The organism is Nostoc sp. (assembly GCF_036916575.1).
Taxonomy (GTDB): Bacteria; Cyanobacteriota; Cyanobacteriia; order Cyanobacteriales; family Nostocaceae; genus Nostoc.
This window is the reverse complement of record NZ_JBALGC010000061.1, coordinates 1-26675: the sequence shown is the minus strand read 5'-3', so window position 1 is coordinate 26675 and position 26675 is coordinate 1. Positions and strand designations below refer to the sequence as shown.

Below are 26675 nucleotides of genomic sequence, written 5' to 3'. Positions count from 1 at the left end.
CTCCTCAAAGCCAGTCCTTATTTAAGAAGTTTTATGTAGAATTTGGTGGTGAGGTTACTTACTTGATTCTGAATTGCAGCAATCCAGGTTTCATTTATGAGTCAGTCTTTTTCTCAAATCCAAGCAAGACGAAATCGTCAACAAAAGCTGTGGCAACAAAAATGGAGTTTAAAGACTAAAGCAATAATTTGGGCACTCAGCATCAGTGCCCTTCCTGTAGTTGCAATTGGAACAGCTACTTACTACTATGGTATTAATTTAATTACCAAACAAATTCCGCAAGTCAGACAAGAAAGTGCGAAAAGTTCAATAGAAAGTGAACTTGCTCTACAGGGACAACTGTCACTGTTGTTAACTGGTATGGGGGTAACAGCAATTTTGGCAGGTGCGATCGCAACTTTTGTAGCTAATCAAGCTATTAATCGAGTCAGCAAGGCTGCTGCAACTTCTAATATTATTAAAAATAAGCTACGCCCAGACAGTGAATATAATCAAACTTTCATCGCTAGCAAAGATGAATTAGTGATATTAGAGAGAAATATAAATTTATTCACAGAAATGCTTTCAGGTTTGCTACAAAAAGAAACCGAAGCTGATTACTCCCAGCTATCGATAAAAATTACCCGCTGGGTTCGAGAATCATTTAATGAAGAAGATGTTCTCAAAACTACCTCAGAAGAAATTCGTAAAGCTTTAAGCATTGATCGCGTAACCATCTTTCGCTTCAACTCCAAATGTAATGGAACCTTTATTGCAGAATCAGTAGCACCTGGTTTACCGAAAATTTTAGGGGTTACAATCTCTAACACTGGGTTCGAGGCAGAATATATAGAAAAATACCAGAATGGTTGCATCCGTGCTATTGATGATATCTATCAAGCCAATCTTAGTGATGGTGATATTGAGCTGCTAGAGCAATTTGCTGTCAAATCTAATTTAGTAGCACCTATTCTCAAAGGCAAGCAGCTATTCGGTTTATTAATTGCACATCAGTGTTCTAGACTTCGCTTTTGGCAGCAGTCTGAGATTGATTTGTTCGCTCACATAGCCATGCAAATAGGATTTGCCTCTGACTACGCCAAGCTTCTAGAACAGGTAGATTCAAAGGCACATCGAGCTCAGGTATTTATAGAAACTACCCGCAGCATTCGCCAATCGCTCAACGAAGAGGATGTCATCAAAACCACTGTGGAAGAAGTTCGCAAAGCACTGAGTACTGACCGAGTGTTAGTTTATAGCTTTTACCCTAATTGGTCCGGAATTATAATTGCCGAATCAGTGGTTCCAGGTTATCCAAAAGTTTTGCGATCCGAAATCAAAGACCCATGTTTCGTTAAGGGTTATGTAGAAAAGTATCAGTCTGGTCGCATTCAAGCCACAAACAACATTTATGAAGCCGATTTGACTGATTGTCACATTAACCTGCTCGAATCCTTTGCTGTGAAAGCAAATTTGGTAGCCCCTATTCTCAAAGACGAACAGTTATTTGGCTTATTAATTGCACATCAATGCTCCAGACCCCGTGATTGGCAAAAGCCTGAGATTGATTTATTTGCCCAGATAGCGATGCAAGTGGGATTTGCTCTCGACCATGCCAGGCTGCTGCAACGAATCGATGCTGAAGGTGTACAAAGTCGATTGCTGGTGGATACTATTGGCAGCATTCGCCAATCGCTCAACGAAGAGGATGTCCTGAAAACCACTGTAGAAGAGGTTCGGAAAGTACTGAGTACTGACCGAGTACTGGTTTATAGCTTTAACGCTGATTGGTCTGGAATTGTGATTGCAGAATCAGTTGTTCTCACTTACCCAAAAGTTTTGCAAGCTGAAATCCGAGACCCATGTTTTGATGAAGGCTATATAGAACAGTATCAGTCTGGTCGGATTCTAGCCATAAACAACATTTATGAAGTCGGTTTGGCTGATTGTCACATTAGCTTATTAGAGTCCTTTGCTGTGAAAGCAAATTTAGTAGCCCCCATTATTAAAGATGAGCAGCTATTTGGCTTGTTAATTGCACATCAATGCTCTAGACCCCGTGATTGGCAACAGTCTGAAATTGATTTATTTGGCCAGATAGCGATGCAAGTGGGATTTGCTCTCGACCATGCCAGACTGCTGCAACGAATCGAAGCTGATAGTATGCGAAGTCAGTTACTAGTGGATATTATCCGCAACATTCGCCAATCGCTCAACGAAGAAGATATTCTCAAAACCACTGTGGAAGAGGTTCGCAAAGCACTGAGTGTTGACCGAGTGCTGGTTTATAGCTTTTACGCTAATTGTTTCGGAATTATAATTGCCGAATCAGTGGTTCCAGGTTATCCCAAAGTTTTGCGGTCTAAAATCCACGACCCATGTTTCACTCAAGGCTATATAGAAAAGTACCAGTCTGGTCGCGTTGTCGCAATAAACAACATTCATCAGGCCGATTTGGCTGATTGTCACGTTAAACTGCTCGAATCCTTTGCTGTGAAAGCAAATTTAGTAGCCCCCATTCTCAAAGATGAACAGCTATTTGGCTTATTAATTGCACATCAGTGTTCTGAACACCGTGATTGGCAACAGCCTGAGATTGATTTATTTACCCAGATAGCAATGCAAGTAGGATTTACTCTCGATCATGCTAGGCTACTACAAGCGTATGAAGCTGCTGAAGCTAACTCTGGTTAATAGCTTTGTGGGAGAGTAGGAAAAGTACCGCTGTTATTAGCGATCTCAACGAACACCTCATGGTTTTAGCAGAGGCGCACAGAGAGGCTTTTCCAAGAGTTGATGCCTTCTCTGCGAGACACTACGTGAACGCACAGCGTCTGGCACAGAAGAACGCCGAGAATTCGTAGAATGTGCGTAAGTCCTACTCAAGTTCTGCAATTTTGAATTTTGAATTTTGAATTTTTTATGTCTTCTTCTCAAAAACTGCGGCAGTTACTTACACGTCCTGAAATTATCGTCATCCCAGGTGTTTACGATTGTCTGGGAGCCAAGCTAGTTGAACAGACAGGTTTTGAAGTAGTGGTTACAAGTGGCTTTGGGATTGCCGCTTCCACACTGGGTTTACCAGACTACGGTTTTGTCACCGCTACCGAAATGCTCTATAGTGTGGGACGAATTGCTCAGTCGGTGAATATTCCCCTAATTGCAGATTTAGATACTGGTTATGGCAACGCTTTAAATGTTGTTCGCACGATTAAGGATGCTGTCCAGTTGGGGGTGGCTGGTGTACTACTAGAAGACCAAGAATGGCCGAAAAAATGTGGACACTTTGAGGGCAAACGAGTTATTTCCCAGGCGGAACATGTTGGTAAAATCAGGGCAGCTGTGGAGGCACGGGGTGATAGCGGTTTGGTGATCATTGCTCGCACTGATGCCCGTGCTTCACTAGGTTTAGAGGAAGCGATCGCTCGTGGTCGGGCTTACATTGCCGCTGGTGCAGATATACTATTTGTAGAGGCTCCCCAGTCTATTGAAGAATTAAAAGCGATCGCCGCAGCTTTCCCGGATGTGCCATTAGTAGCTAATATCGTTGAAGGTGGTAAAACTCCCGAAGTTTCTGTGGCAAAGTTACAACAGTTGGGCTTCAAAATTGTGTTTTTCCCTCTGACTGCCCTCCTAGCTGTCACAAAGGTAATGACTACTTGTTTTCTTCATTTAAAAGAACAAGGAACCACTACTGAATTACCTGATTTGGTTAGCTTTCAAGATTTTCAAAAACTCGTCGGCGTTCCTGAATATCTGCAAATAGAACAGAAGTTTAAATCATGACCGAGACGATTTTAGATTTTAGATTTTGGATTTTGGATTAAATCTCTCATCGTGAATCTAACTCATGTTGCAAGCCTCTTCGTTTACGGAGATGAAAACAAAAAAATCATTATTGCTGATAACTATAGAAGAAGTTATATTAACCATAACTTTAGCATTTATAACCACAGAAGAAATTTTATTAACTACAGCTTCAGCATTTATAACCACAGAAGAAGCTGTGTTAAATACAGCTTAAGTTGTATTAACTACAGCTTCAAGTTTACTTATAATATTATGAGTGTTTGTAACTGAATCTGCGTTGAGTAGCTTGTATTATAGTTGTATATAGCAATACGGTTCAGTTATTTTAGAGGGAACGTAGAGCGTGTAATAAGTAAACATTTTTAGTAAAAGTATTATTTTATGATTTTTTATCCAATGTAGCTCAGTGATAACAACGTACTACGCAACAAGGTGCGGAATGTGGGTTAAAAGTCGAACCTGAGCAAGAAGAAGCTTTGGTTCCACCTTGTGCTAGAAGACAGAAAGATTAGGCAACAAAACTATGGCTGTAGCAAGAAGACTCTGGTAGAGCTTGTGCAGTTAGGCGAACATTATCAAAGTCAACTTCTACACCAGAACCTTGCAGAATGTTGACAAGTCGGATTCCCAGATTCTGACCAAGATAGAGGCTGTGATCGGTAGTAGTGAATGTCACCTTTGAAGTCTCAAAAGTTCCGTCTTTGATAAATAGATTATTCTGCTCAGAAGCCAGAACTGTGTCACCTGCTAACAGTTCCACACGGTAGCCAGGGAAGCCTGTTAAGTCAACTCCCTTGTAGTTACCTGCTACATTACCGACATCAACTTGCAAAGTGTATTTGGTGTTTGTAGCTACAACTGTATCAAGAGTCTGGAACAAACCAGCAACACCGCTACCAGGGGCTTCTGTCAAATATACAGATGCTGCATTGTGACCGTCTGGAACTTTTTCCTTGAAGTTACCTGCTACATTCTCACCGTCTGGAGCTTCACTGAAGTTGTCACTCTGGATAGGATTAAATGTAATAATGCCTGAAGCGGTGGGTGCAAGATTATTAAGTACAAAGGCATTGGGATTGTAAATCTCCCAGCCTGCAGGTGCTATAACACCTGTATTGTCACCATCCCTAAGGATCGGTAGCTCAAAGCTGGCGTTATCGATGAAGACGGAAGAACTATCTTTAACCGACTCGGTGAAAAGACCCACAGCATCAAAGTCTACTTTAAGCCCTTTGCCGCTATTGAGGTTAGTCAAGCGAATCTGTAGGTTTTCGCCCAATAGAGGATTGTCAGCTGATGCGGTAAAGTCTACTGTGGAGGTGGCAAAATTGCCTTCTGCAATCTGCACTGTATTGTTGTCAACTGCGACAACTTTATCACCCGCCAGCAGTTCCACGCGATAGCCAGGGAAGCCCTCATAGCTTAACCCAGTCTCGTCAGTACCTGTAGGATTGCCCACGTCAACCAGCAGATTATAGTGTGTGTTGGCAGTTAATTTAGTATCTTCTAAGGTTTGCGATAACCCAACGACCCCACTGCCAGGTTGTTGGGTCACGAATACGTATCCAGTATTTTTTCGTGACGCAGAAAAGAACTGTTGACCAGTCGTTTCATTGAAGTAGTTGGTTTTGGGAGGATTGAACGTACCTACACTAGACTCAGTATTGGGGTTAGAGAGAAGCCCATTGGGGTCGTACAGACGCCAACCAGGCGGAGGTTCAGGAACAGAAGTATTGTCTTCTAGGGGGATTTCTTCAAAGCTGCTGTTCTTAATTTCAATTGATTTACTTTTACTAGCAGGTTCAGCAATTAACTGAACGCGATCAAAGTCTACTACCACTCCGGAACCAGCATTTAGGTTAATCAACCTAATATTCAGGTTTTCGCCTATAGCGTCAGAAGAATTGGTGGCATAGGAAAACGCAACAGTTTTAAATCCTCCTTCTGGAATCGCCACTGGGTTGACAGTGTAATTCAGTAATTTATCACCTGCGTATAGGGCAAGGGCATAGCCAGGGAAGCCGGTGTAGTCAATGCCATTACGGTCTATACCCGTAGAATTACCCACATCAGCTACCAGTGTATAGCGAGTGTTGGCAAGAGCGACAGTATCTAAAGTTTGAGTTAGCCCAACAACTCCACTACCAGGAACAACATTGCTAAACACGTATCCGATATTTTGTCCGTCTGGAGCCTCTGTAGGGTAGATAGTTGTGGGTGGGTTGTATGCACCAACAACAGAGTTATTGGGGTCAGAAGTTGTCAGTCTGTTGGGATCGTATGTGTTCCAACCAGGTGGTGGTTCAGAAGTAAAACCGTCGTTTTCGAGGATTGGATATTCAAAGCTTGAGTTTTCGATGTAAATACTGTTGTTGTATGTCATGTTTTTTTCTATTTAAATTAAAACAACAAAAGAATGCTTCATCTGTGACGCAATTGAAGTCATTGCATTAAATAGCGATCGCCTATTCAATTGCCGTTGCTGGGATAGCCATTTCAATTGCTTTAAGCAAGTCAGTATTTTGGATATCAGGAGACATCAACAAAAAATCCCTCAAATGCACGACACTTAATTTCTATTTTTGAGCACTATGTCTAATTTACATAACTTTGAGCCTTAACTGAACGTATTGTGTCAAGTTAGCCTTAGTGTACCTTTTGAAGAAGAGGCTGCTAGAGCGATCGCTAATGGTAAAATTCGATGTTCCTGAATTTGAATCCTGGCGTGGAGTGTTTCTGCTGTATCATCTGGCAGTACTGGTACTGCGGCTTGCATTAATATTGGGCCGCTATCCATTTCTAAGCAAGCTAGATGCACTGTACAACCAGTAATTTTTACCCCAGATGCCAAGGCTTGTTCTACAGCATGGATTCCCTTGAAACTAGGTAACAAACTAGGATGGATATTAATAATCCTCTTAGGAAAGGCATCAATGAAAACTGATGTTAACAATCGCATCCAACCTGCCAAAATCACCCATTCTACATCGTAGTGCCGCAATGTCTGCACAATTTTTTCATCAAACTCTTCTCGGCTTTTATAGTTGCGGTGATTCAATAAAACTGCTTCTACACCTTTATTGGCTGCTCTTACGGCTGCTTTAGCCGAGGGGTTATTGTAAATTAAAACTTGAATTTGGGCATTTAGCTGCCCATCTTGGATAGCTTGAGCAACTACATCAAAATTGCTGCCATTCCCAGAAGCCATAATTCCCAGTTTTAAAGGGGCGAATTGTTGGCAAATATCGCTAGTGCTAGGAGAAACCAAGCTCAGGGTAGAATCAGGGCACAGGGTCATAACAGCTAAGAGGAAAAATTATAGATGTTAAAAATATATCCTAAGTACACTTTTGCGTAAAAGCGTAGCGTTTTTAATGCAAGGAGACACATTCGCATTGTTAGCCAATGCATTAGCATTGTTAACCAATGCATTGCCATTGTCAGCCGATTCATTGCCATTGTTAACCAATGCATTGCTATTGTCAGCCCATGCATTAACATTGTTAACCAATGCATTGCCATTGCAGAGTATTGCCAAATTTAATTGCTGTGCCCCTACCGTGTGATCTATTTACCTAAAAATAGGTGTAAATTTTGCTGGAAAGATTTAGCTCATAACTAGTCCAATTGATATAAGTGATATTCTAAAACTTAGTATGAAAGAAACAACACACAAATTAAAGCCGCATAAGATTTGATCGCAGCATAGGTAAGTTAAATGGCGAAGGTAGCGTTGCTGATTGGAGTCAGTAAGTATGAACCAGGGCTGAACCCTTTGCCCAGTGCAGTTAGAGATGTGGAAGCAGTGTGCCAGGTACTACTGCATCCAGAGATGGGCGGATTTGCTGCATCAGATGTTACTCTGCTAAAAAATCCTGAACGACAAGCTGTGGAAATGGCGATCGAAATGCTGTTCTCCAGTCGGCACAGGGATGATTTGCTGCTACTGTACTTTTCGGGACACGGCATCAAAGACGATCGCGGTAGGCTGTATCTGGCGACTCGCAACACCAGTAAGATGCCGCAGGGCGAATTGATTCGCTCAACGTCGGTGTCTGCCAATTTTATTCATGATCGCATGAGCGAAAGCCGCTCCCGGCGGCAGGTGGTGATCCTAGATAGCTGCTTTAGTGGTGCGTTTGCTGAGGGGATGTCTGCCAAAGATAATGGCACGATTGACATTCAAAAGCAGTTAGGCGGTGAAGGACGAGCCGTATTGACTTCTTCTACTTCGACTCAATATTCCTTTGAGCAAGAAGGGCAAGATTTATCGATTTACACTCGTTTTTTGGTTGAAGGTATCAAATCGGGAGAAGCCGATCGCGATCACCTCAAAAGTTCAGCTATTCCACAGCATCGATTTACTGACTATCGATGAGCTTCCATATATGCATCAGTAAGAGCGATGTCTACGGCGGTAAACTACGCACGAACCGGGAAAATATACGCTTGCTCAAGTACGCGCAAAACTTAGTTTAAGTAAAGATTCCAATTAGAGATAATTATGAATTATCAATTATGAATTATGAATTTTTACTTCTTATATAGGCTACGATATTCCCAAGGATTAATAAATTTAGTATCACTCCAAACGCCAAGCCGTTGCTGCTTGGCTTCAACTTCGGCTTGTTGAACTAAGTTTTTACTAGGACACTTGTTTAAATAGGGACGATATACTTTTGCTAACCCTTCTTGCAACAATACCTGTTGTACAAAAGTGCCATTTTTTAACCGGACTTCGGCAATTTTGCGTCCATAGCGATCGCTATCTGTGATATTCAATGTCACGCGATCGCCTCCTTGTTGTACCAGTTCTTGCACTCGTTGTTGAGCTTTCACACCCCAAGTAAATTGATTGCGATCGCTAATGCGTTTACTCTGCTTTTCTTTGTTAGTATGAGCTATTTCTGGCGCATCTAGACAAGCAAAGCGCACGGTAAAATTTTTGCCATCAGCATCTTTAACTACTAAAGTATCGCCATCACTGACTCGCTGAACCGTGTCTCCAGAAGTACCGAGAAAGCGATCGCAGCCGATCAAACCCAAAAAGATGATAGTTGCACAAAGCCAAAATCGCACTGGTTTAGTTAATTTATCCATTCAAACTTACCTGCATTACCTCTGTGGGATGATATTAGCAAAATCAAAAGATATATTTGTTAACTGTAGGTAATTCAAAATCCCCAATGGTAAGCCCCTCTGGCGGCAACCAAATAGAAAATGCGGATTAGTATAAGAATTGTAACCTTCCAATTGTTAGCGGCAATTTCTAATGAACTTCTTGACTCACATTCTGCATCTAGCTGGTTCAGGTGTCTTTGCTTATTACTCTGCTGCTCAAATTCGTGATTTGAAAACCCGCCCCAACATCCTTGCTGGGTTTCAGTTGGCTGAATCTGGCTCTGTGCCGTTTTTATCTGCACTTAGCGAACGCGCAGCTACTGAAGGCGATACATGGCTAGCCGAAAAACTAGCAAAACATGCATCAGATGAAACTAGGCATGGTAAAATTTTTGCCCACGCCTTACAACAGTTGGATAAACAAGTTATAGATTTCAAGCGTCAACCTCAAACTCCATCCACAAAAAAATCACAGCAGCGTAGTCCCTTTTTCGCAGCATTCTTTGAGGGCTACCCTCAAGAACAGCTCAAACCTGATGTGATTGATTGGGATGTATTTATGGCTAGCACATACATTCTGGAGTTAGATGCTAGCAAAGACTTTGCGCGAATGGCGAAAGTATTACCTGATAACGAGCCAACCGCTCGGAACTTGAAATTAGGAATGCTAAATATTGCCGAAGATGAAACTGGACATGCGGCTTATCTCTACGAAGCGATGATGCGACGGATGTCTGCAACTGAAGTGCAAAAACTCGTAGATATGTGGCGAACCCGCAAGGTAAATGCCGTGTTGGCAATGGTTGGCGGTATTCTCCAGCGCAACGGTGAAACGCGATCGCTAGTTCAAGATAGTGCGCCGTCAGAAATCGATTCTGAGTTAGTAGCGACGTAATTAGAGATATGCTTGAGTATCTAATGTTAAAAAATTGAGAACATTTAACATTTAGCTTTCAAGGCAAGAGGCAGACCTCTTGCCTTTTTCAAATTAATTCTACACTTCTTTGGTTGTCGAGACGATTTCGCCATAAACGAGCTATCTGCCGATTCATATCTAAACTTTGGGTAATTTCACAATGGTTTTGACCATCAGATACGATGATAATTATTCTTGCTCGTAGCGCTAAGGAGTTACGGCGTGTTGTATCTGTTTATCAACTGTTGGAGTTGATGACGCTCACCATCGCTTAAATTTGGTTCCAGGTTTTACCGAGATGATCGATAGTTGAACGTACTTGAAGTTGGTTAAGACGCTATCTACACCTGAGTAAGCATTACGAACTAAGTAGGTCGGCAGAAAAATTTTTTGTTTGAATAAGGCAGGAAGCAGGAGCCAGGAGAAAGGAGGGAAGAGGGTTTTAGCCTAGTTTATTTTTGTTTACATAGTTTGGTTTTATTATGCCAACTTACTTATTACCAGAGGGAAGTGAGTTAATAATTCAGTGGTTGAAAAAACAACCTGCGGGTTCTCTCGACGGTTTGAATTACTCTGTTATGGGCATTGGAGTATTCATCAGTAGAAGTGAGTGGAGACAGAGGTGTGGAAGTACCTCTGGTTGCCAATAGCGAACTGCTCAAAGAAGTGATTCCCGGTAGCCGTTCTACTCGCTATCTTCTCTTTGATATTTCTGATAGCAATTTGCAGTATGAAACAGGCGATCATGTTGCAGTTTATCCTTGCGATCCGGTGGAGTTAATGAATCAGTTGTGCGATCGCCTCTCAGTATCCCCCAACACCTAGTCCGCACCTCTAGCTTCCGTCCACCTACTGATCCACTTGCACCGATGCTTATGGTTGGACCGGGTACAGGGGTATCGCCGCTGATTGCCTTCCTCCAGTATCGGCAAGCCCTATTGCAACAGGAGACACAATTAGGTGATGCTTGCTTGTACTTTGGCTGTCGCGATCGCAGTGATTTCCTCTATGGAGAGCAACTTGTAAGCTGGCACAATCAAGGCGTGCTGTCAGGGTTAGAAGTTGCCTTCTCGCGTCTGACCGAGAAAAAAGTCTATGTGCAAGGCTTAATGAAAGAAAAAGCTGAAGAACTCTGGCAAATACTCAGGCATCCGCAATGCCACTACTATGTCTGTGGCGATGCCAAGATGGCAAACGATGTGTTTGAAGTGTTTATGGCGATCGCTAAAACGCAAGGAGGACTATCGCATATTGAAGTTGTTAGTTTCTTCGACAAAATGAAGCAAGAAAAACGCTTTTTCAGTGATGTTTGGGGTGTGGTGCTGCACTTCAAGGAAGCGATTAAAGAAGTACGGCATGACAACTACTCGAAAGCTGAAAAATGGCTTGAGCGTGTGCAGGAATCTGCTGATGGTCACGCCGTTGAAGAGGAATTACAACTGCTAACTATCTAAAGAAGGGAATATTGCATTTGGCTGATTCCACCAATCTCAGCATATAAGGGAAGATAAATCTTCCCCACATTCCGCACTTCATCGTGTAATACACGAAGATTTCCAACATCTGGCTAATGGTGGTTTAATAACAATCAGAAATCACCAAGAATTTTCAGTATTAATACTTAATAATTGACTATTATTAGGAATGTCCGCTAGAAGCTATCTTAGTTTCTCAAAACATCTGCGATCGCCTGCACGATATCTACGATTTTAAGCGGGTTGGTGAAGTAATTGAGGTTCTTCAGCACTTAGTATGCTTAACTACTCCCGTTTGCCTATTTTTTTATGAGTTAGCAATATTTAGATATCATCTCAATAAGATTAGCTATTTCCAAAAGTTTGAAGCCGAACTTAACTCAGCCTTAAAAAGCTAAATTCCTAAAGTAATTAATAAAAATCAGCAAACATTAGCTATGGAAGACCTTAAACAGACAATAATCAGCTCCTCCAGTATAGATCTCGAACAGCGCAAAAATTGGTATTCTCCGGCAGCAGAGGCTTACAACAAGGCACGACCCCGCTATCCTGAGGAATTAATTCACCAAATTGTGGAAGTTGCTCAACTCTCCAGAAACTCAAAAATTCTAGAAGTGGGATGTGGCCCTGCAACTGCAACGGTAGCATTCGCTCAATTGGGTTGCTCAATGATCTGCTTAGAACCTAACCCAAATTTTTTTCGGTTAGCTCAACATAATTGTCAACCGTATCCCAATGTAGAAATTCAGAATACATCTTTTGAAGAGTGGGCGCTAGAGACTTCTGAATTTGATGCTGTCTTAGCAGCAACTTCTTTTCATTGGATATCACCAGAAGTAGGATATCCCAAAGCAGCAAATGCCCTACAAGAAAGTGGCTACCTGATTTTACTATGGAACAAGGAACTTCAACCTTGCTATGAAGTGTATCAACGCTTATCACAAATCTATCAACTACATGCTCCATCTCTTGACCGATATCAAGATAGAGAAACGCAAGAAGAGATATTGAGAGGATTGGGAAAGATGGCTATCGATTCGGGGCAATTTAAAGATTTAATATCCAGACAAGTTGTATCTGAAGTGACATATAATATTGATGAATACTTAATGCTTTTAAACACTTACTCGCCGTACTTAAAATTAGCTCCACACAACAAAGAAGCATTATTTGCCGGATTGAGACACAGTATAGAAGATGACTTTGGAGGCAGTCTTCATCTCTCATATATTTCCGCTTTTCACATTGCCAAAAAAATTTAGTCCATCAAATAGAGCAGTTAAATCTTGTGGAGTGTTATGGATGTAGCCATACTTTTAACTAGCGGTACTACCCAGCAAACCTCAGTAAGGTACTTCCTAAAAACTAACTATGAAAGCTGAAGCAGAAAATAATAGCAGGCTGACTTGTGAAGTAGAAACTACCCTAAAGGTGATTGGCGGACGCTGGAAAGTTTTGATTATTAGAGAATTAATGATTGGCGTCAAACGGTTTGGCCAGTTGCAACGGGCTTTACCTGGAGTTACGCAAAAGATGCTGACCCAACAACTTAGAGAAATGGAGGAAGACGGCATTATTCATCGACAAGTTTATCCCCAAATTCCACCAAAGGTAGAATATTCACTAACACCTTTAGGAGAAACTTTGCAACCGATTCTTTATGCTATGCATGAATGGGCTGTTCAACATTTAACTCCAAAAAATCACCATCAATATTGATTATGAGTAATAAGTAGATGGGTTGAATTAGGTACAGGTAGCTGCAACTTTTTTGAATAGAGTTAATTGAGTAGCTTGGTGTTGTATCAAATATATGTATATATATTTACTATCTTTTGTCAATCTCCTGACTGAACAAATAACGTTTAGCTAATTTGTTTAGTCAGGGGATTGTTAAGAAATCTAAAAACTAAATTTCAAGCGATGCCTATGGCAGGCTGCGCCTACGCAGCTTCACCTGAAGATTGATTATAGGCACAAAGCAGATCCAACTATTGCCCGTTTTGATGAACTGCTATAAAAACCAGTAATATCAGGCCAAATCGTATAATTGAAAATGACTTTTAGACTAGCTCTTTGACATTTTGCCGTTCTTCGACAGTTGATTCACTAAAGACGGCTACGTACAACCATCCTGCTAAAATGGCTCCCAAGATAGGAGCTATCCAGAACAGCCAGACTTGCGAAAAGAGTTCTACACCTGCAAATAGAGCAACTCCAGTACTACGGGCAGGATTAACCGAGGTATTGGTTACAGGAATGCTAATCAGGTGAATCAACGTGAGTCCAAAACCAATTGCCAATGGTGCAAATCCTTTAGGAGCACGGCTATCAGTCACACCCAGAATAATCAGCAGAAACATGAAAGTCATTACAACTTCAGTAATCAGGCAAGCAAACAGCGTGTAACCACCTGGAGAGTGAGTCCCATAGCCGTTAGTAGCCAATGGGTTGGAGCCAGTCAGGGAAAATCCAGTTTTGCCACTAGCAATCAGGTAGATAATGCCCGCACTAACAACTGCACCAATTACTTGAGAGGCAATATAAGGTAGTAAGTCAGACGCCGGAAAGCGCTTACCTGCCCATAGTCCAAAGGAAACAGCTGGATTGAAATGACCACCAGAAATATGACCAAGAGCATAAGCCCCTGTGAGGACGGTAAGTCCGAATGCCAAAGATACACCTACTAATCCAATCCCCAATGGAAAAGAAGTATTCTCGCTGATTTTTGCAGCATCTGCTGTGTAGGCTGCGGCTAGAACAGCACTACCACAGCCACCTAAAACAAGCCAGAATGTGCCGATAAATTCGGCAAAACAACGTTTGATTAGAGACATTTTTGGAAAACTCCTTATTCAGCTACAAAGGAAAAACTGAATGTTATAAACTGATAGTTAAATGACAGAAAGTTTGAGTCATTGCTGTTATCAGAAAACCGATTCAGGTTGTTTTATTATGAAACTAAATTGAAAAAATAAATTGTGGTGATAAAATATGAATATACCAAAAAAACTAAAATTACCAAAAATTCGTTTAATTTCTTAATAATTTTGCTTAACTGATACATTTATTGAAATTATTGAATTAGTGCGTTTTCTGACAAAAATATTCAAATAAATTTGAATTTTGCAATGATTTGATACACTTTAAGCTTAAAAAATCTGGGTTTTTTCTGTTACATTCAGTTACTTGATAACCGTTCAGGAGATGTAATATCATGTCCGGTTAAATACTTATAATACAATTCGCTTGGGTTAAGGCTAAAACTCTTTTAGGACTTACGCATAAAGTACGAAATGTAGGGGCAATACCCTACGGGAAGCCGATGCAGCGTCTACATGAATTGCCCCTACGGTAAATCAAGGCTTTCACTGCCTTTTTGCCTAAGTCCCGTCTTTGTTAAAGTCAATTTTTTTAACGTAGACGCGTAGTGGCTTGCCGCAGTGAAAAGTGTATCGCGTCGTTTCCCGCCGTTGGCGCAGCCCGCCGCAGGCATCAGTTAGCGCAGCTGCTTCTCTACGAGAGGCTCCGTCAACGAGTCTGCGTACCCCTACTCTTAAGGCTGACACAAAGACATAACAGACGCAAAGAGAAGTCCGAGTTAAGGAAGCCTTAGTTCGGACTTTTCGCAAAATCTAAAATTGAATTTATTCGTCAATTTGCCAAGAATCCTTAGTTAATTCTTCATCTAGAATTTTCTTAGGACGCACAATGATGATAATTTGTCCCAGTAGAGGGATTTCTGGCTCAGTTTCAAACCACTGAAAATCTAATTCACCACCATTTTCAACAACAAAGTAGCTAGAGGCATCCCATTGTCGTTGGGCACGATCTACCACAACTAAGACTGGCTCCGTTTGGCTTTGGGTTTGGATGGAGAAGCGATCGCTATTCGCTAAAATCACTACTGGATCTTCTGCCGCCAACAGCACTTGCCAACCTGGTAACGGCACCCAAGCTTGCTCTCCAGAAAACTTGACCATGCGAAATGGTTCCATTTCTGTCAGTATGGGCACAGCTTGCAAGTCTTGCCGTGATAATGGCAACTCGCCTACCACAGGTAAAATACGCGGTAACTGTTCCTCAAATTCCAGGCGGTAAAAGGGTAAAATTGGCGCTGGACGCTGGGGAACGGTAGTAAAATCAGTCAGTAGTTGCTCGATTTTTTGCCTTGCTGCTGGCGTGTGAGCAAAGCGTAAACCTTTGGCGATCAGGCGCGATCGCTGTTGTAAATCTACATTTTGGCGTGCCAGTTTCCAAATTTGGTGAGCAACGGCATCCCCCGGATGGGCAGAAAACCCTTCTGGCAAAGTGCGGAAGTAGGAGAATTCTTTAATTGCTTTTGCCACTTCCTTCACTTCATAGGCGTCAAGTTTGTGGACAAAGATTAGTTCAGCAGCGGCGGCGCGTTCTTCTTGAGTAAGCAAACGCAGTTCGTATAAAACATCACTGCCGCGTGTTGCATAGTGTGATCGCGTTGTTTCCGATACTCCAAACTTTTCCAAAGAATTGTAAACTTGAGAACCAACAGTCACCTGATTTTGTTGAATCGGCTCAAATCCAGTCGCCTCAAAAATGTCTTGGGGATTGTAACCGGCTTTTAGCAACGAGGCGATCGCCATTCCCCATTCCACCCAGTTGCCTTGTTTTTGCCTCAGCCTTCGCAGTAACTCTTGTGCTACATCGTTGGTAGCATTTTCTTCGGGATTCTCAGCGTTGGGTGGTAAATCAGTCATAAAAGGAGTGCGAGCTTCAACTTGAGAGGTTGATTAACACCTCATGAGCAAGTCTTATTCTAATCTATGAACTACCCAGACCTACTGCCTTGAGTTGATCTGTAGAAACTTATCTCGACTTTAATTTTGTGGAATACAGATCGTAGGGGCGTATAACTAGCTGTACGTCCCTACTACGCGTTGTATCGAAAGGACGTTTGTTAACTTACCTCATCGATGATCAAAACCGCCACATTAGGCTGATTTAGTTGGTTTTCTTTCTTCAGATATTTGGGCAGGCAAATATCCTCTGTAACACTCACAGTTACCGTATTTAAACATGCAAATTAAGTCCGTAAAAACCCCTGATAAACTTGAGCTATTCTCAACTAAACTTGGTATGGAATATAACAAGATAGTGAATATTTAAAGGAAATATCTTATGGATAAGCCCAGTCTCGAAATTGATAAAGTTCAATATCAAGTAATGACTCTCGAACGACCAAAAAAGCTGAAAATCCTGGTAGTTGACGATGAGCCAGATAATCTCGATCTGCTTTATCGCACATTTCGACGCGACTTTAATGTTCTGAAAGCTGATAGTGGGGTGAACGCCCTACAAGTTTTAGCAGCAGAAGGGGAGGTAGCGGTGATTATCTCCGATCAACGGATGCCAGAAATGAAAGGAACTGAGTTTCTCAGCAAGACTGTGCCTCAATTTCCCGATACAGTAAGAATAATTCTCACCGGATTTACTGATATTGAAGACTTGGTAGAGGCAATTAATGCGGGGCAAGTCTACAAATATATCACCAAGCCTTGGGATCCAGGGGAACTGAAGGCAGTGGTGCAAAGAGCCGCAGAAACCTACGACTTGCTCAAGCAACGTACAGAAGAATTACGTCGTGTTCATGCTCAAATGGCGCTGCTGAGTGTTTTGGTACAGATAACTCAAGCAGCTTCTAGCTTAGAGGAAACTCTTGCTCCAATTGCTAAGGCTGTGAGTGAAACTTTTGGAGCAGAAGGCTGTATCCTACAACTTACAGATGGAAATACTCTGGTTGCGACTCAAGGAACTTACAGCGATACAGGTACAATAGAGAACTGGCTATCTCAAGACCCACTAACAGGGGAAGCGATCGCCACTGGGAAAATGCAACTTTCCTTAAATGTACTTAAAGACACTAAGTTAGTTGATGTTATTCACTACCAAAATACGGATGTACAAGCACATTTAGTTATACCGATTAGCTACCGCAATGAACTTTTGGGCGTATTGTCGCTACAGTGGAAACAACCCTACACTTTGCGAGAAGATGAATTAATGCTAATTAATTTATTAGCGCAACTGGTGGCGATCGCTCTTACTAGTAGTGGCTGCCATCAAACCATTGTGTAGTTGTCATTAGTCATTAGTCATTTGTCCTTTGTCAAAAACCAATGACTAATGCCCAATGATGCCACTTGCTTTAAGTCGGCAGAGCCGGACGCCAGTCGCTCATGGGGGAAACCCCCAGACGCTCGATGACTCGAAGAGGCTGCGCTATCGCCTTTGGCGTCTCCCTTTGGGAGAAGACTGCGCTGGCTCCCCAATGCCCCATGCCCAATGCCCAATGACTAACGAAATTCAGTCCATTTTTAACCGTATTGCTCCAGTTTATGACCAGTTGAACGACTGGTTGAGTCTGGGACAGCATCGAATATGGAAGGAAATGGCAGTTAAATGGAGTGCAGCTAAATCGGGTGATACTACATTAGATTTGTGTTGCGGTAGTGGTGATTTAGCCTTACGTTTGGCACGGCGTGTAGGAGCAACAGGACAGGTGTACGGAGTAGATTTTTCCCCAAACCTGCTAGAAACTGCTAAAGAGCGTTCCCAAAGGCAGTACCCCCAACCTGCTATCACCTGGGTAGAAGCTGATGTGCTAAATTTACCCTTTGACGATAACCAATTTGATGCCGCAACAATGGGCTATGGTTTAAGAAATGTTAAAGATATTCCCCGCAGTCTCCAAGAGTTATATCGTGTTTTGAAGCCAGGTACTAAAGCCGCAATTTTAGACTTTCATCGACCGAGTAATCTTCAGCTACGTACCTTTCAGCGGTGGTATCTAGACGGTTTCGTGGTGCCAGTTGCCAATTATTTAGGTTTAAAAGAAGAATATGCTTACATCAGTCCCAGCTTAGACCGCTTTCCGATTGGGAAAGAGCAAATAGAGTTAGCTCATCAAGTTGGTTTTGCTGTTGCCACACACTACCCCATTGCGAACGGTATGATGGGAGTGCTGGTAGTCAAGAAAAATGAGTGAGGAGTTAGGAGTTATAAGTTAGAAGTTATGAATTATCAGTAGTGATAAATTCTCATTTAAAATTTATCATTCCTAACTCTTAACTCCTGTACAGACGCGATTAATCGCGTCTCTTCTAACTCCTAACCGGAGGCAGAGCGTCTCCGGCTTTGCTCCTAACTCTAAACTCTTAACTTTTTTAATTCTTCCCTTGGACTGGTCTCATCTTTGGCTTTATGTGTCTCCCCCGGTACTGGGTGGAATTATTGGCTATTTCACAAATGATATAGCCATTAAAATGTTGTTCCGTCCTTACCGAGCAATTTACATTGCTGGACGAAGAGTACCCTTCACCCCTGGATTGATTCCCCGCAACCAGGAACGTCTGGCTAAAAACATTTCCAATACAATCATGGGGTCATTACTGACACCACAAGAATTGCAAAATCTGGCGCGGCGTTTGTTGCAAACAGAACGCGTGCAAGTAGCAATTCTCTGGTTGTTGCGGCTGGCGATTGAACAAATCAAAACAGATAAAAACCAAAAAAGTGCCAAAATTGTGGCGGGAATTTTGCGGGATTTACTAGGGGAATCCTTGCCTCGATTACTCAAGGTTTTAGCGCGACGTGAAGACTTTTTGGAAGCGCAGATCAATCAAATTTTTGACCAGATATTGCTGGAATTTCAATTGAGTGAAGAACAAGCCACACGGCTTGCTGATTGGTTGTTGCAAGCAGTTTTACCGCCAGATGTGCTGCGGCAGACGATAATTGATTTTTTAACTGATCGGACAATTCAAATTATTGATGAAGGCTTCCGCGAAAAAACCAGTGGTACTTATTGGGTAGTAGCGAATTTATTTGGCTTACGTAATACTCTTACACGGTTACGGACTTTTTGCTTGGATGAAAAGGAGGCTACTAATACTCGCTTGCAGGAATTGACTCAAGATTTGCAAATGCGCGATCGCATTAGGAAATTACTGCAAAATTTATCATTACAAAACTTGCCAATGGGTACGGTGCGCCAACTCCGAAAGACCACCCGTGAAAGTGTCCGCCATTACCTGCAAAACAGTGGCAGCGATTTTTTACAAGGATTAACTGATTCTGTTGATTGGGAAAATATTGCTGGAGTGCTGCTGAATCGTCTTAGTACTTCACCTGTTGTTAGTACTTCTTTAGAAGTCATGAGCCAAGAGTTGGCTTTAATTTTAGATAAGTATTTGGAAAAAGATTTAGAAGTAATTGTGGCGCAGGCGATTCCGATTTTGTCGATAGATGAAGTGATAGTTGACCGTGTGAAATCAACTTCACCCGCTGATTTAGAAGCTGCAATTGAGGGGATTGTAAAAAATGAATTGCAGGCGATTGTGACTTTAGGTGGTGTTTTGGGTTTTGTTGTGGGGTTGTTCCAGACAGTATTTTTACTGTTGGTTCAACAGTAGTATGGTTAGTTATTAATAAATTTTTGGTCACTTTTCTTGATTGCTTTTATCTTCGACTAAAAGCTCTTGAATTAAATCTAAGCCTTTATTTAGCTTTATTTCTTTGAAAGCAATAGTGGCACGAATTTTAACTAACGGGACTTAGACAAAAAACACCCAAAAAATAGCCTCAAATCTATATACAGAAAGACTTTGACATCGTTAGGCTTAGTTGATTGATATATCTGGGTTTGGGTCATTTTTGAGTATTTGGTGTATTCCCCTTACCCTGTATGGGTTTGAGGCTTGTTTGTTCCAAAAAAATGTTTAAGTCCCGGTTGATTAGAGCGGTAACGCCACACCTTGGATTAAGCGACATGCCAAACGAAGCAGAAGATGCCAGGAACCAGACTTGAACTGGTGACACGAGGATTTTCAGTCCTCTGCTCTACCAACTGAGCTATCCCGGCTGGGGCTTTTTTGAGCCACGATTAATCACTGTAGCAAACATCAAAGAGTATAGCAAGGTCTTGGAGAAAAATATTTATGCAGCTTTCAAGCTCAACTTGAACCAAATGAAAACGGCTACAAATAGCAGAAACTGGACAAGAACAATACTTGGGCCAGAAGCAAGGTTGAAAATACCTGACACAATGATGCCAGCAATGCTGCTGATAGAACCAACTATCACTGATATGACTAGAAAGCGGCTAAAGTGGTGACTCAGCAGTTTGGCAGTAGAGGCGGGAATGACCAAAAAGGCGTTCACTAGTAAAACGCCGACAGCTTTAATTGCTACAGTAACGGCGAGTGAAAGCAAGATCACAAACACATAGCGATACAATTGGACGGGAATACCTTGAACTTGCGCGACATCGGGGTTTAGGGTCAATAAAATTTGCTGCCGCAGGGTTGATAATAAAAATATGCTACCTCCCACAAGTACTAGCAGCGTTAAAATTAAATCTGTGGTATTGATCGCCAGAATATCGCCGAACAGTACAGCCATCAAGTTACCACGATATCCTTTAATCAGGCTCGTGAGAATCACACCGATCGCTAATGCTCCAGATAGCACTATGCTAAGGACGCTATCGCTAGCTAAGTCGGTTTTGTCGATGAAGTAGAGGACAATAACGCCAAAAACTAAGGTAAAAGGTAACAGCATCCAAGTAGGATTTATTTGTAGCAGCACACCTAACGCTACACCTACTAATGCTGCATGACCAACCGCATGGCTGAAAAAAGATAACTGGCGCAAGGTGACAAAACAGCCCAACATACCGCCAAGTATTCCCATTAATACAGCACCTGCGATCGCCCGCTGCATAAAGGGGAATTGTAACAAGGTTACCAAGTCATTACTATTGGCAATCGCTAGCCTTGCTATCTGACAATCATTGAAGAAATTCATACTTATGGGCATTAATGTTGGTGCTGGTAGCGACTGAAACCTGGGCCATAGGTTGCTAACAGGTTTTGCGGTGAAAGGGCAATTTCCGGCTTACCAGTACAAACAATGCTTTGGTTTAGGCAAAGCACGCGATCGCAATGGCGATTTACCATATCAATATCATGAGAAACTTGCAATACCGCCCAACCCTCCTGCCGCTTTAATTCATTTAGCAAAGCATAAAAATCTGCTGCACCTTGCACATCAACACCAGCAAAGGCTTCATCTAGTATCAACAGTTTCCGAGGCATTACCAAACAATAAGCCAATAAAACCCGCTTGAGTTGACCACCGCTAAGAGTACCAATAGCTTGATGCTGTAAATGATAAGCATCGGTTCGCCGTAAAGCTTCTACTACTGCTACCGATTTTTCTCGCTCTTGTCTCAACAGCTTAAAGAAAAATGAATCTTTTGTTTTACCTTCTTTAATCCATCCCAGTCCCACTAATTCGCTGACAGAAATAGGAAAGCTACGGTCAAAGATGAAGTTTTGCGGCATATAGCCCAACATGTGACGTAAACGTCCCAGCCTTGCAATTGGACGACCCAATATTTCAATCGTACCAGCACTTCGAGGTATCAAATCTAAAACCGCTTTTACCAGGGTACTTTTACCAGCACCATTGGGGCCAACTATGGCTGTATCTGTTCCTGGCAACAATTCAAAAGAAACATCTCGAACAGCTAGATAGCTGCCTTGATAGACAGTTAATCCTTCTACTTTCAAAATAGCAATGTCATTGGTCATTAGTCATTAGTCATTAGTCATTGGTCATTAGTCACTTGTACTGAGTGAAGCCGAAGTATTAGTAATTGGTCATTTGCAAAGGACAAAGGACAAATGACAAACCTATTTACACGCCGTTTGCAGAGTTTGGAAATTAGCTTTCATCGCCTTAAAATAATGTTGCGGATCTGTTTCGCCAGTTTCCAAAGAATCCAGAGGACGCAAAGTTAACTTCAAGTCTTTGGAGAGGCTTACCAGCAGTTTGTTATCTACTCCTGGTTCGCTAAATAAAGCTTTAACTTTGTACTTTTTCACGGCATTGACTGCATTTTGCACATCCGTTGGTGAAAGTTGGTCTTCGGGAATTTGGACCACAGCAACTTGCTTGAGGTTATAGCGTTTAGCTAAATATGGAAACGCATCATGAAAGGTAATAAAGGTGCAACTAGGAGTTTTCTGCAAAGTTTGCTGAAATTCACTGTTTAAACTTTCTAATTTTTTAATATAAGCCGCAGCATTGGTCTCATAAGTAGCTTTATTTGCAGGGTCAGCAGCAATCAATCCATCCCGAATATTTGTTACCTGCTGTTTTGCCAAAACTGGATCTAACCAAACGTGAGGATTACCTTGGACATGTTCGTGGTCTTTTTCCTCTTGCACCGTTTTCACAACAGGTGAGATTTCACTTAAGGGTTTGATACCTTTACTAGCATCAATTTCAGTCAATTTGGGATTTTGGGCATTTTTGACAGTATCTTCTAGAAATTCCTCCAAACCTAAACCATTTTTGACTAACACATTCGCAGTAGCGATCGCTTTGACATTTTCGGGTGTCACTTGGTATTCATGTACCTCCGTACCAGGTGGCACTAGAATTTCTACATCTGCGACATTAAGAGCCACTGCCTTAGTAAACAAATATATCGGCAAAAATGTCGTCACTACTTTAGTTTTTCCCGACTGCGCCGGTGGGGTAGAGGCAGCTTCCTGTGCTTGCGGCGACTGTTGCGAAGTTGTTCCCTGATTCCTATTCGATTGACTACAGCCAGTAGCCATTGACAACATCAGCACAGCAATTATGGGCAAGATGCCGCTTCTTTGTCTGCTTGTTCTAAGTCCTCTGCAATTCACAATCACCGTGTTTTCTCCTCAAAACTGATGCTTGCTCTGCCTGTGTCACAATTCCTATGACGATGAAACCTATTCTCAATTTTATACTATAATAATTCTCATTCTCATTTGATCCACATAATATCATTCTCGGTTTCTTGTGTAATGAGTAACAACAAAACTTTTTTAGACGGTACAGCCCTCTGCAATTTAGTTTTTCCTGAATAATTAGGATTTCTTGACTTTTCTTGTTAAAAAATTTGTTTAATTCTGATAAAATTACTGACAAATATTCTCATAAAATACACGTTTAAAAAAACGTGGTTTGGGTGTGAATTGGAGATAAGTGTGAGGAGAAAAATGCAAAAATTCTGTAAATATCTGCTAGTTAGTCCAGCAATTTGCGGTGTAATGCTATTTGTGAATACTGCTACATTTGCAGGTGAAATATCCAACACGTCTGAAATCAATCAACCGCAAGTTTTAGTTAATCCAGACACAAAAGTTCAGAACATAGCGCCAGATCAGACAATGGCGCAAGTTACCTCCGTGTCTCAATTTTCCGACGTACAACCCACTGACTGGGCATTCCAAGCATTGCAGTCCTTGGTTGAGCGCTATGGCTGTATTGCAGGATACCCAAATAGCACTTATCGCGGTAATCGGGCGTTAACGCGATATGAGTTTGCTGCTGGTTTGAATGCTTGTCTTGATCGCGTTAACGAACTTATTGCTACAGCCACTGGCGATTTAGTTAACAAACAAGATTTAGCCACATTACAAAAGCTGCAAGAAGATTTTTCAGCAGAACTGGCGACACTCCGAGGTCGTGTGGATGCAGTAGAAGCACGCAATGCTGAATTGGAGGCGAATCAGTTCTCAACCACAACCAAACTGAATGGGGAAGTGGTAATAGCGATCGCAGATGTTATCAGTGGAAATACAGTTAACGGTCAAAAAGTCAACCAAAATACTGTCCTTGCAGACCGGGTGCGTCTGAACCTCGACACCAGTTTCACTGGTAAAGATTTACTCAGAACACGACTTCAGGCAACAAATCTAGACCCCTTCTCTCAGACTGCCACCTTTACACCAGAAGGTGACTTCCGATTTGCTGGTGGTAACAACAGTAATGGAGTTGTGATAGACGCACTGTTGTATCAGTTCCCTCTCGGTAATAAGACAGACATCATTCTGGAAGCAAATGCAGGTGCAATTGATGATTTCACTAACACAGTCAATCCGTACCTTGATGGGGACGGTGGTAGCGGTGCCCTTTCCCATTTTGGGACTCGCAACCCAATTTATTATCTAGTCAATGGTACTGGTATAGGAGTCAAACACGAGTTTAGTGATCAGCTGGAATTAAGCTTCGGGTATTTAGCGAATGATGCTGCTAACCCTCAGCTAGGCTCTGGACTGTTCAACGGTGCTTATGGTGCTATGGGGCAGTTAACTGTTAAGCCTATCAACCAAATTACCCTTGGTTTGACCTACATTAACGCTTACAAAAATACTTTTTTTGCCAATGGTAGTGGTGGTAGCAATAACGCTAATGACAACATATTGCAGAATGCTACTAGCAACTCCTACGGTATTGAAGCATCCTTCCAACCTAGCTCAAAATTTGTGATTGGTGGTTGGGCTGGCTTAACCAAAGCCCGCGTCCTTTCGGTTGGTGATGCTGACATCTGGAACTATGCCGTCACACTGGCTTTCCCGGATCTTGGTAAAACAGGTAACATTGCAGGCATTATTGTGGGTATGGAACCTAAAGTTACCAGTGTGAGCAATTCTCTCAGCAATGCAGGTATTAACAAAGATCCAGACACTTCATATCACATTGAAGGTTTCTATCAATATAAGCTGAGTGACAATATCAGTATTACCCCAGGAGTTATCTGGTTGACAGCGCCAGATCATAACAATGACAACGATGATATCGTCATTGGTACAGTCAGAACCACATTTACTTTCTAATTTTCCCAATCTTAGCTGAAGACGGAAATTAATTCTTTACGTCTTCGCTTTTTGGGATGATATCAAAATAAAAACCCAGCATTTTTGCTGGGTTTTATATCTTAAAAAAAGAAGGACATTATTAGTTTTTCAAACAGTGTAAATAGATGAGTTTAAACTAACTTTGATTTCCGTTTGACAAATGAACCAGCACTCATAACACCCAACGCTAGCAAGCCCAATGTTGCAGTAGGTTCAGGGACACTAGCTAATCTGTAGCTATGGTTATCAGTTTCAAATGCAATACCAGTTGAGCTTAAAACTACTTTATCAAAAGTCTCTCCCGGATCTGCGAGGAAATTAACGAAAACATTATCCTGAGGACTAGTCTGATTACCGCTAGCAGTAGTTCCAGGAACTTGGCTGCCAGTAAAGGTATTCAACAGAGTATTGCCGTTAAAAAATGTGATCGAATTATACGTGTCAACTGAACCCCAGTGCAAGCCAAAATAATCAAGTGCTTGAGCAAAATTAATCGTCACAGAACCAGTGCTGCCTGGAACGTTGGAGCTTAGGGGAGAAATGGTTAAATATGGACTTTCATCACCAGCCGGTGCAGCATATTGACTAGGTTGAGTCCCTTGAACTACCGTGGGAGTACCAACAGCAGAAGAGTATTGAGCAAATCCAGTAGTCGGTGCTGCGCCACTATTAAAATCAACTGTAACAGCTCCAGGAACAGTAGAGAATATCCCATTTGGGGTAGGAGTTGTGCTTCCTTTAGTCAGGGTAATAGCGTTAGCTGGGTTAGCACTCATGAAAACAACTGCTGTTCCAACTAAGGCTAATGATAGTTTTTGCACAGTAGACATTGATTTATCTCCTTAAACATTTGATACCCATACCTTGGCATATTGTCCTGGTATTTGTGTAGAAGGCAGAAATCATTTTTACCAAAACTATTTATTGAGTCAATAAATCTAAAGATGGGAAAAAGCTAATTAAAATCAAGGATGTAAACACAATTACCTCATAAAATATCTATATATATATACGTAGCTAAAGGTTAAAATTATATAATTATTGAACATGAAATCTGGAACTATGCTGTCACACTGGCTTTCCCGGATCTTGGTAAAACAGGTAACATTGCAGGCATTATTGTGAGTATGGAAGCTAAAGTTAGCAGTGTGAGCAATTCTCTCAGCAATGCAGGTATCAACAAAGATCCAGACACTTTTAAGACTTACGCATCATACATATGTATTACATATGTACTATAATAAATTTGGGCTTTTGAGCCATATCTAACACCCAACACAGTAAATATGTCACCAAATCAGCGTTGTGAGCAGCGCCTGAAACGGGCATTTTGCATTATGGCTAATTTGTACAGTGCGTAAGTCCTAACTTCATATCACATTGAAGGTTTCTATCAATATAAGCTGAGTGACAATATCAGCATTACCCCAGGAGTTATCTGGTTGACAGCGCCAGATCATAACAATGACAACGATGATATCGTCATTGGTACAGTCAGAACTACATTCACTTTCTAATTTTCACAATCTTAGCTGAAGACGGAAATTAATTCTTTGCGTCTTCGCTTTTTGGGATGATATCAAAATAAAAACCCAGCATTTTTGCTAGGTTTTATATTTTAAAATGAAAAGGACATTGTTAGTTTTTCAAACA

The 26675-nt window shown here is 41.6% G+C and carries 23 protein-coding genes, 1 tRNA gene and 1 pseudogene; 14 read left to right on the top strand and 11 right to left on the bottom strand.

The window, feature by feature from the left end:
- Positions 1–96 precede the first annotated feature (96 nt).
- The 3 genes from V7L29_RS13870 to V7L29_RS13860 all read left to right on the top strand — a co-directional run bounded on the left by V7L29_RS13870 (position 97) and on the right by V7L29_RS13860 (position 4003).
- A complete protein-coding gene (locus V7L29_RS13870; protein WP_334735841.1) occupies positions 97–2673 on the top strand; it encodes a GAF domain-containing protein in 2577 nt (858 codons plus the stop codon).
- Between the two features lie 228 nt (positions 2674–2901).
- Positions 2902–3765 (top strand): isocitrate lyase/PEP mutase family protein, encoded by an 864-nt coding sequence (locus tag V7L29_RS13865; RefSeq protein WP_334735840.1) that lies wholly within the window; start codon positions 2902–2904, stop codon positions 3763–3765.
- Between the two features lie 64 nt (positions 3766–3829).
- Positions 3830–4003, top strand: coding sequence for a hypothetical protein (locus V7L29_RS13860; RefSeq protein ID WP_334691423.1), 174 nt, complete (start codon positions 3830–3832; stop codon positions 4001–4003).
- Positions 4004–4297: 294 nt separating this feature from the next.
- Here the strand turns inward: V7L29_RS13860 and V7L29_RS13855 are convergent, their stop codons facing one another.
- Positions 4298–6172 carry a hypothetical protein gene (locus V7L29_RS13855; protein ID WP_334735839.1) on the bottom strand — a complete coding sequence of 625 codons (1875 nt, stop codon included), beginning with the start codon at positions 6170–6172 and terminating at the stop codon, positions 4298–4300.
- Between the two features lie 252 nt (positions 6173–6424).
- Positions 6425–7087 (bottom strand): phosphoribosylglycinamide formyltransferase, encoded by a 663-nt coding sequence (purN, locus tag V7L29_RS13850; RefSeq protein WP_334694303.1) that lies wholly within the window; start codon positions 7085–7087, stop codon positions 6425–6427.
- 420 nt (positions 7088–7507) lie between these two features.
- On the opposite strand from purN, the gene V7L29_RS13845 reads away from it, so the two are divergent.
- Complete coding sequence (locus V7L29_RS13845) at positions 7508–8167, top strand: caspase family protein (protein WP_334735838.1); 660 nt, start codon at positions 7508–7510, stop codon at positions 8165–8167.
- A gap of 155 nt (positions 8168–8322) precedes the next feature.
- On the opposite strand, the gene V7L29_RS13840 is transcribed toward V7L29_RS13845, so the two are convergent.
- Positions 8323–8889, bottom strand: coding sequence for a thermonuclease family protein (locus V7L29_RS13840; protein ID WP_334735837.1), 567 nt, complete (start codon positions 8887–8889; stop codon positions 8323–8325).
- 172 nt (positions 8890–9061) lie between these two features.
- Here V7L29_RS13840 and V7L29_RS13835 point away from each other — a divergent pair, with 172 nt between their 5' ends.
- From V7L29_RS13835 to V7L29_RS13815, 5 genes are all read left to right on the top strand, one after another.
- Positions 9062–9805 (top strand): ferritin-like domain-containing protein, encoded by a 744-nt coding sequence (locus V7L29_RS13835; protein WP_334693394.1) that lies wholly within the window; start codon positions 9062–9064, stop codon positions 9803–9805.
- Between the two features lie 606 nt (positions 9806–10411).
- On the top strand, positions 10412–10651 hold the full coding sequence (locus tag V7L29_RS13830; RefSeq protein ID WP_334735836.1) for a hypothetical protein: 240 nt from the start codon (positions 10412–10414) through the stop codon (positions 10649–10651).
- On the top strand, positions 10588–11280 hold the full coding sequence (locus V7L29_RS13825; RefSeq protein WP_334693397.1) for a hypothetical protein: 693 nt from the start codon (positions 10588–10590) through the stop codon (positions 11278–11280). The genes V7L29_RS13830 and V7L29_RS13825 overlap by 64 nt, the downstream gene beginning before the upstream one ends.
- Before the next feature lie 458 nt (positions 11281–11738).
- Positions 11739–12563 (top strand): class I SAM-dependent methyltransferase, encoded by an 825-nt coding sequence (locus V7L29_RS13820; protein WP_334735835.1) that lies wholly within the window; start codon positions 11739–11741, stop codon positions 12561–12563.
- Positions 12564–12672: 109 nt separating this feature from the next.
- Complete coding sequence (locus V7L29_RS13815; RefSeq protein WP_334693399.1) at positions 12673–13020, top strand: winged helix-turn-helix transcriptional regulator; 348 nt, start codon at positions 12673–12675, stop codon at positions 13018–13020.
- Positions 13021–13364: 344 nt separating this feature from the next.
- On the opposite strand, the gene aqpZ is transcribed toward V7L29_RS13815, so the two are convergent.
- The 3 genes from aqpZ to V7L29_RS13800 all read right to left on the bottom strand — a co-directional run bounded on the left by aqpZ (position 13365) and on the right by V7L29_RS13800 (position 16037).
- Complete coding sequence (aqpZ, locus tag V7L29_RS13810) at positions 13365–14138, bottom strand: aquaporin Z (protein ID WP_334735834.1); 774 nt, start codon at positions 14136–14138, stop codon at positions 13365–13367.
- 546 nt (positions 14139–14684) lie between these two features.
- A complete protein-coding gene (locus tag V7L29_RS13805) occupies positions 14685–14933 on the bottom strand; it encodes a hypothetical protein (RefSeq protein ID WP_334735833.1) in 249 nt (82 codons plus the stop codon).
- 15 nt (positions 14934–14948) lie between these two features.
- Complete coding sequence (locus tag V7L29_RS13800; RefSeq protein WP_334735832.1) at positions 14949–16037, bottom strand: RuBisCO accumulation factor 1; 1089 nt, start codon at positions 16035–16037, stop codon at positions 14949–14951.
- A 421-nt stretch (positions 16038–16458) separates the two neighbouring features.
- Between V7L29_RS13800 and V7L29_RS13795 the strand changes: the two genes are divergently transcribed.
- From V7L29_RS13795 to V7L29_RS13785, 3 genes are all read left to right on the top strand, one after another.
- A complete protein-coding gene (locus V7L29_RS13795) occupies positions 16459–17415 on the top strand; it encodes a response regulator (protein WP_334735831.1) in 957 nt (318 codons plus the stop codon).
- Between the two features lie 214 nt (positions 17416–17629).
- Positions 17630–18325: a bifunctional demethylmenaquinone methyltransferase/2-methoxy-6-polyprenyl-1,4-benzoquinol methylase UbiE gene (gene ubiE / locus V7L29_RS13790; protein WP_334735856.1), complete on the top strand. Its 696-nt coding sequence runs from the start codon at positions 17630–17632 to the stop codon at positions 18323–18325.
- Between the two features lie 190 nt (positions 18326–18515).
- Positions 18516–19751, top strand: coding sequence for a DUF445 domain-containing protein (locus V7L29_RS13785; protein ID WP_334693403.1), 1236 nt, complete (start codon positions 18516–18518; stop codon positions 19749–19751).
- Positions 19752–20127: 376 nt separating this feature from the next.
- On the opposite strand, the gene V7L29_RS13780 is transcribed toward V7L29_RS13785, so the two are convergent.
- From V7L29_RS13780 to V7L29_RS13765, 4 genes are all read right to left on the bottom strand, one after another.
- Positions 20128–20200 (bottom strand) — tRNA-Phe (locus V7L29_RS13780).
- 74 nt (positions 20201–20274) lie between these two features.
- Positions 20275–21144 carry a metal ABC transporter permease gene (locus tag V7L29_RS13775; protein ID WP_334735855.1) on the bottom strand — a complete coding sequence of 290 codons (870 nt, stop codon included), beginning with the start codon at positions 21142–21144 and terminating at the stop codon, positions 20275–20277.
- 11 nt (positions 21145–21155) lie between these two features.
- Positions 21156–21932 carry a metal ABC transporter ATP-binding protein gene (locus V7L29_RS13770; RefSeq protein WP_334693405.1) on the bottom strand — a complete coding sequence of 259 codons (777 nt, stop codon included), beginning with the start codon at positions 21930–21932 and terminating at the stop codon, positions 21156–21158.
- Positions 21933–22034: 102 nt separating this feature from the next.
- On the bottom strand, positions 22035–22976 hold the full coding sequence (locus V7L29_RS13765) for a metal ABC transporter substrate-binding protein (RefSeq protein WP_334735854.1): 942 nt from the start codon (positions 22974–22976) through the stop codon (positions 22035–22037).
- A gap of 405 nt (positions 22977–23381) precedes the next feature.
- On the opposite strand from V7L29_RS13765, the gene V7L29_RS13760 reads away from it, so the two are divergent.
- Positions 23382–25001 carry an iron uptake porin gene (locus tag V7L29_RS13760; protein WP_334693406.1) on the top strand — a complete coding sequence of 540 codons (1620 nt, stop codon included), beginning with the start codon at positions 23382–23384 and terminating at the stop codon, positions 24999–25001.
- A gap of 152 nt (positions 25002–25153) precedes the next feature.
- Here V7L29_RS13760 and V7L29_RS13755 read toward each other — a convergent pair whose 3' ends face one another.
- A complete protein-coding gene (locus V7L29_RS13755) occupies positions 25154–25852 on the bottom strand; it encodes an Npun_F0296 family exosortase-dependent surface protein (protein ID WP_334735830.1) in 699 nt (232 codons plus the stop codon).
- Between the two features lie 537 nt (positions 25853–26389).
- Here V7L29_RS13755 and V7L29_RS13750 point away from each other — a divergent pair.
- Positions 26390–26539 (top strand): annotated as a pseudogene (locus V7L29_RS13750) (carbohydrate porin); the annotation flags it as partial.
- Between the last annotated feature and the right edge of the window lie 136 nt (positions 26540–26675).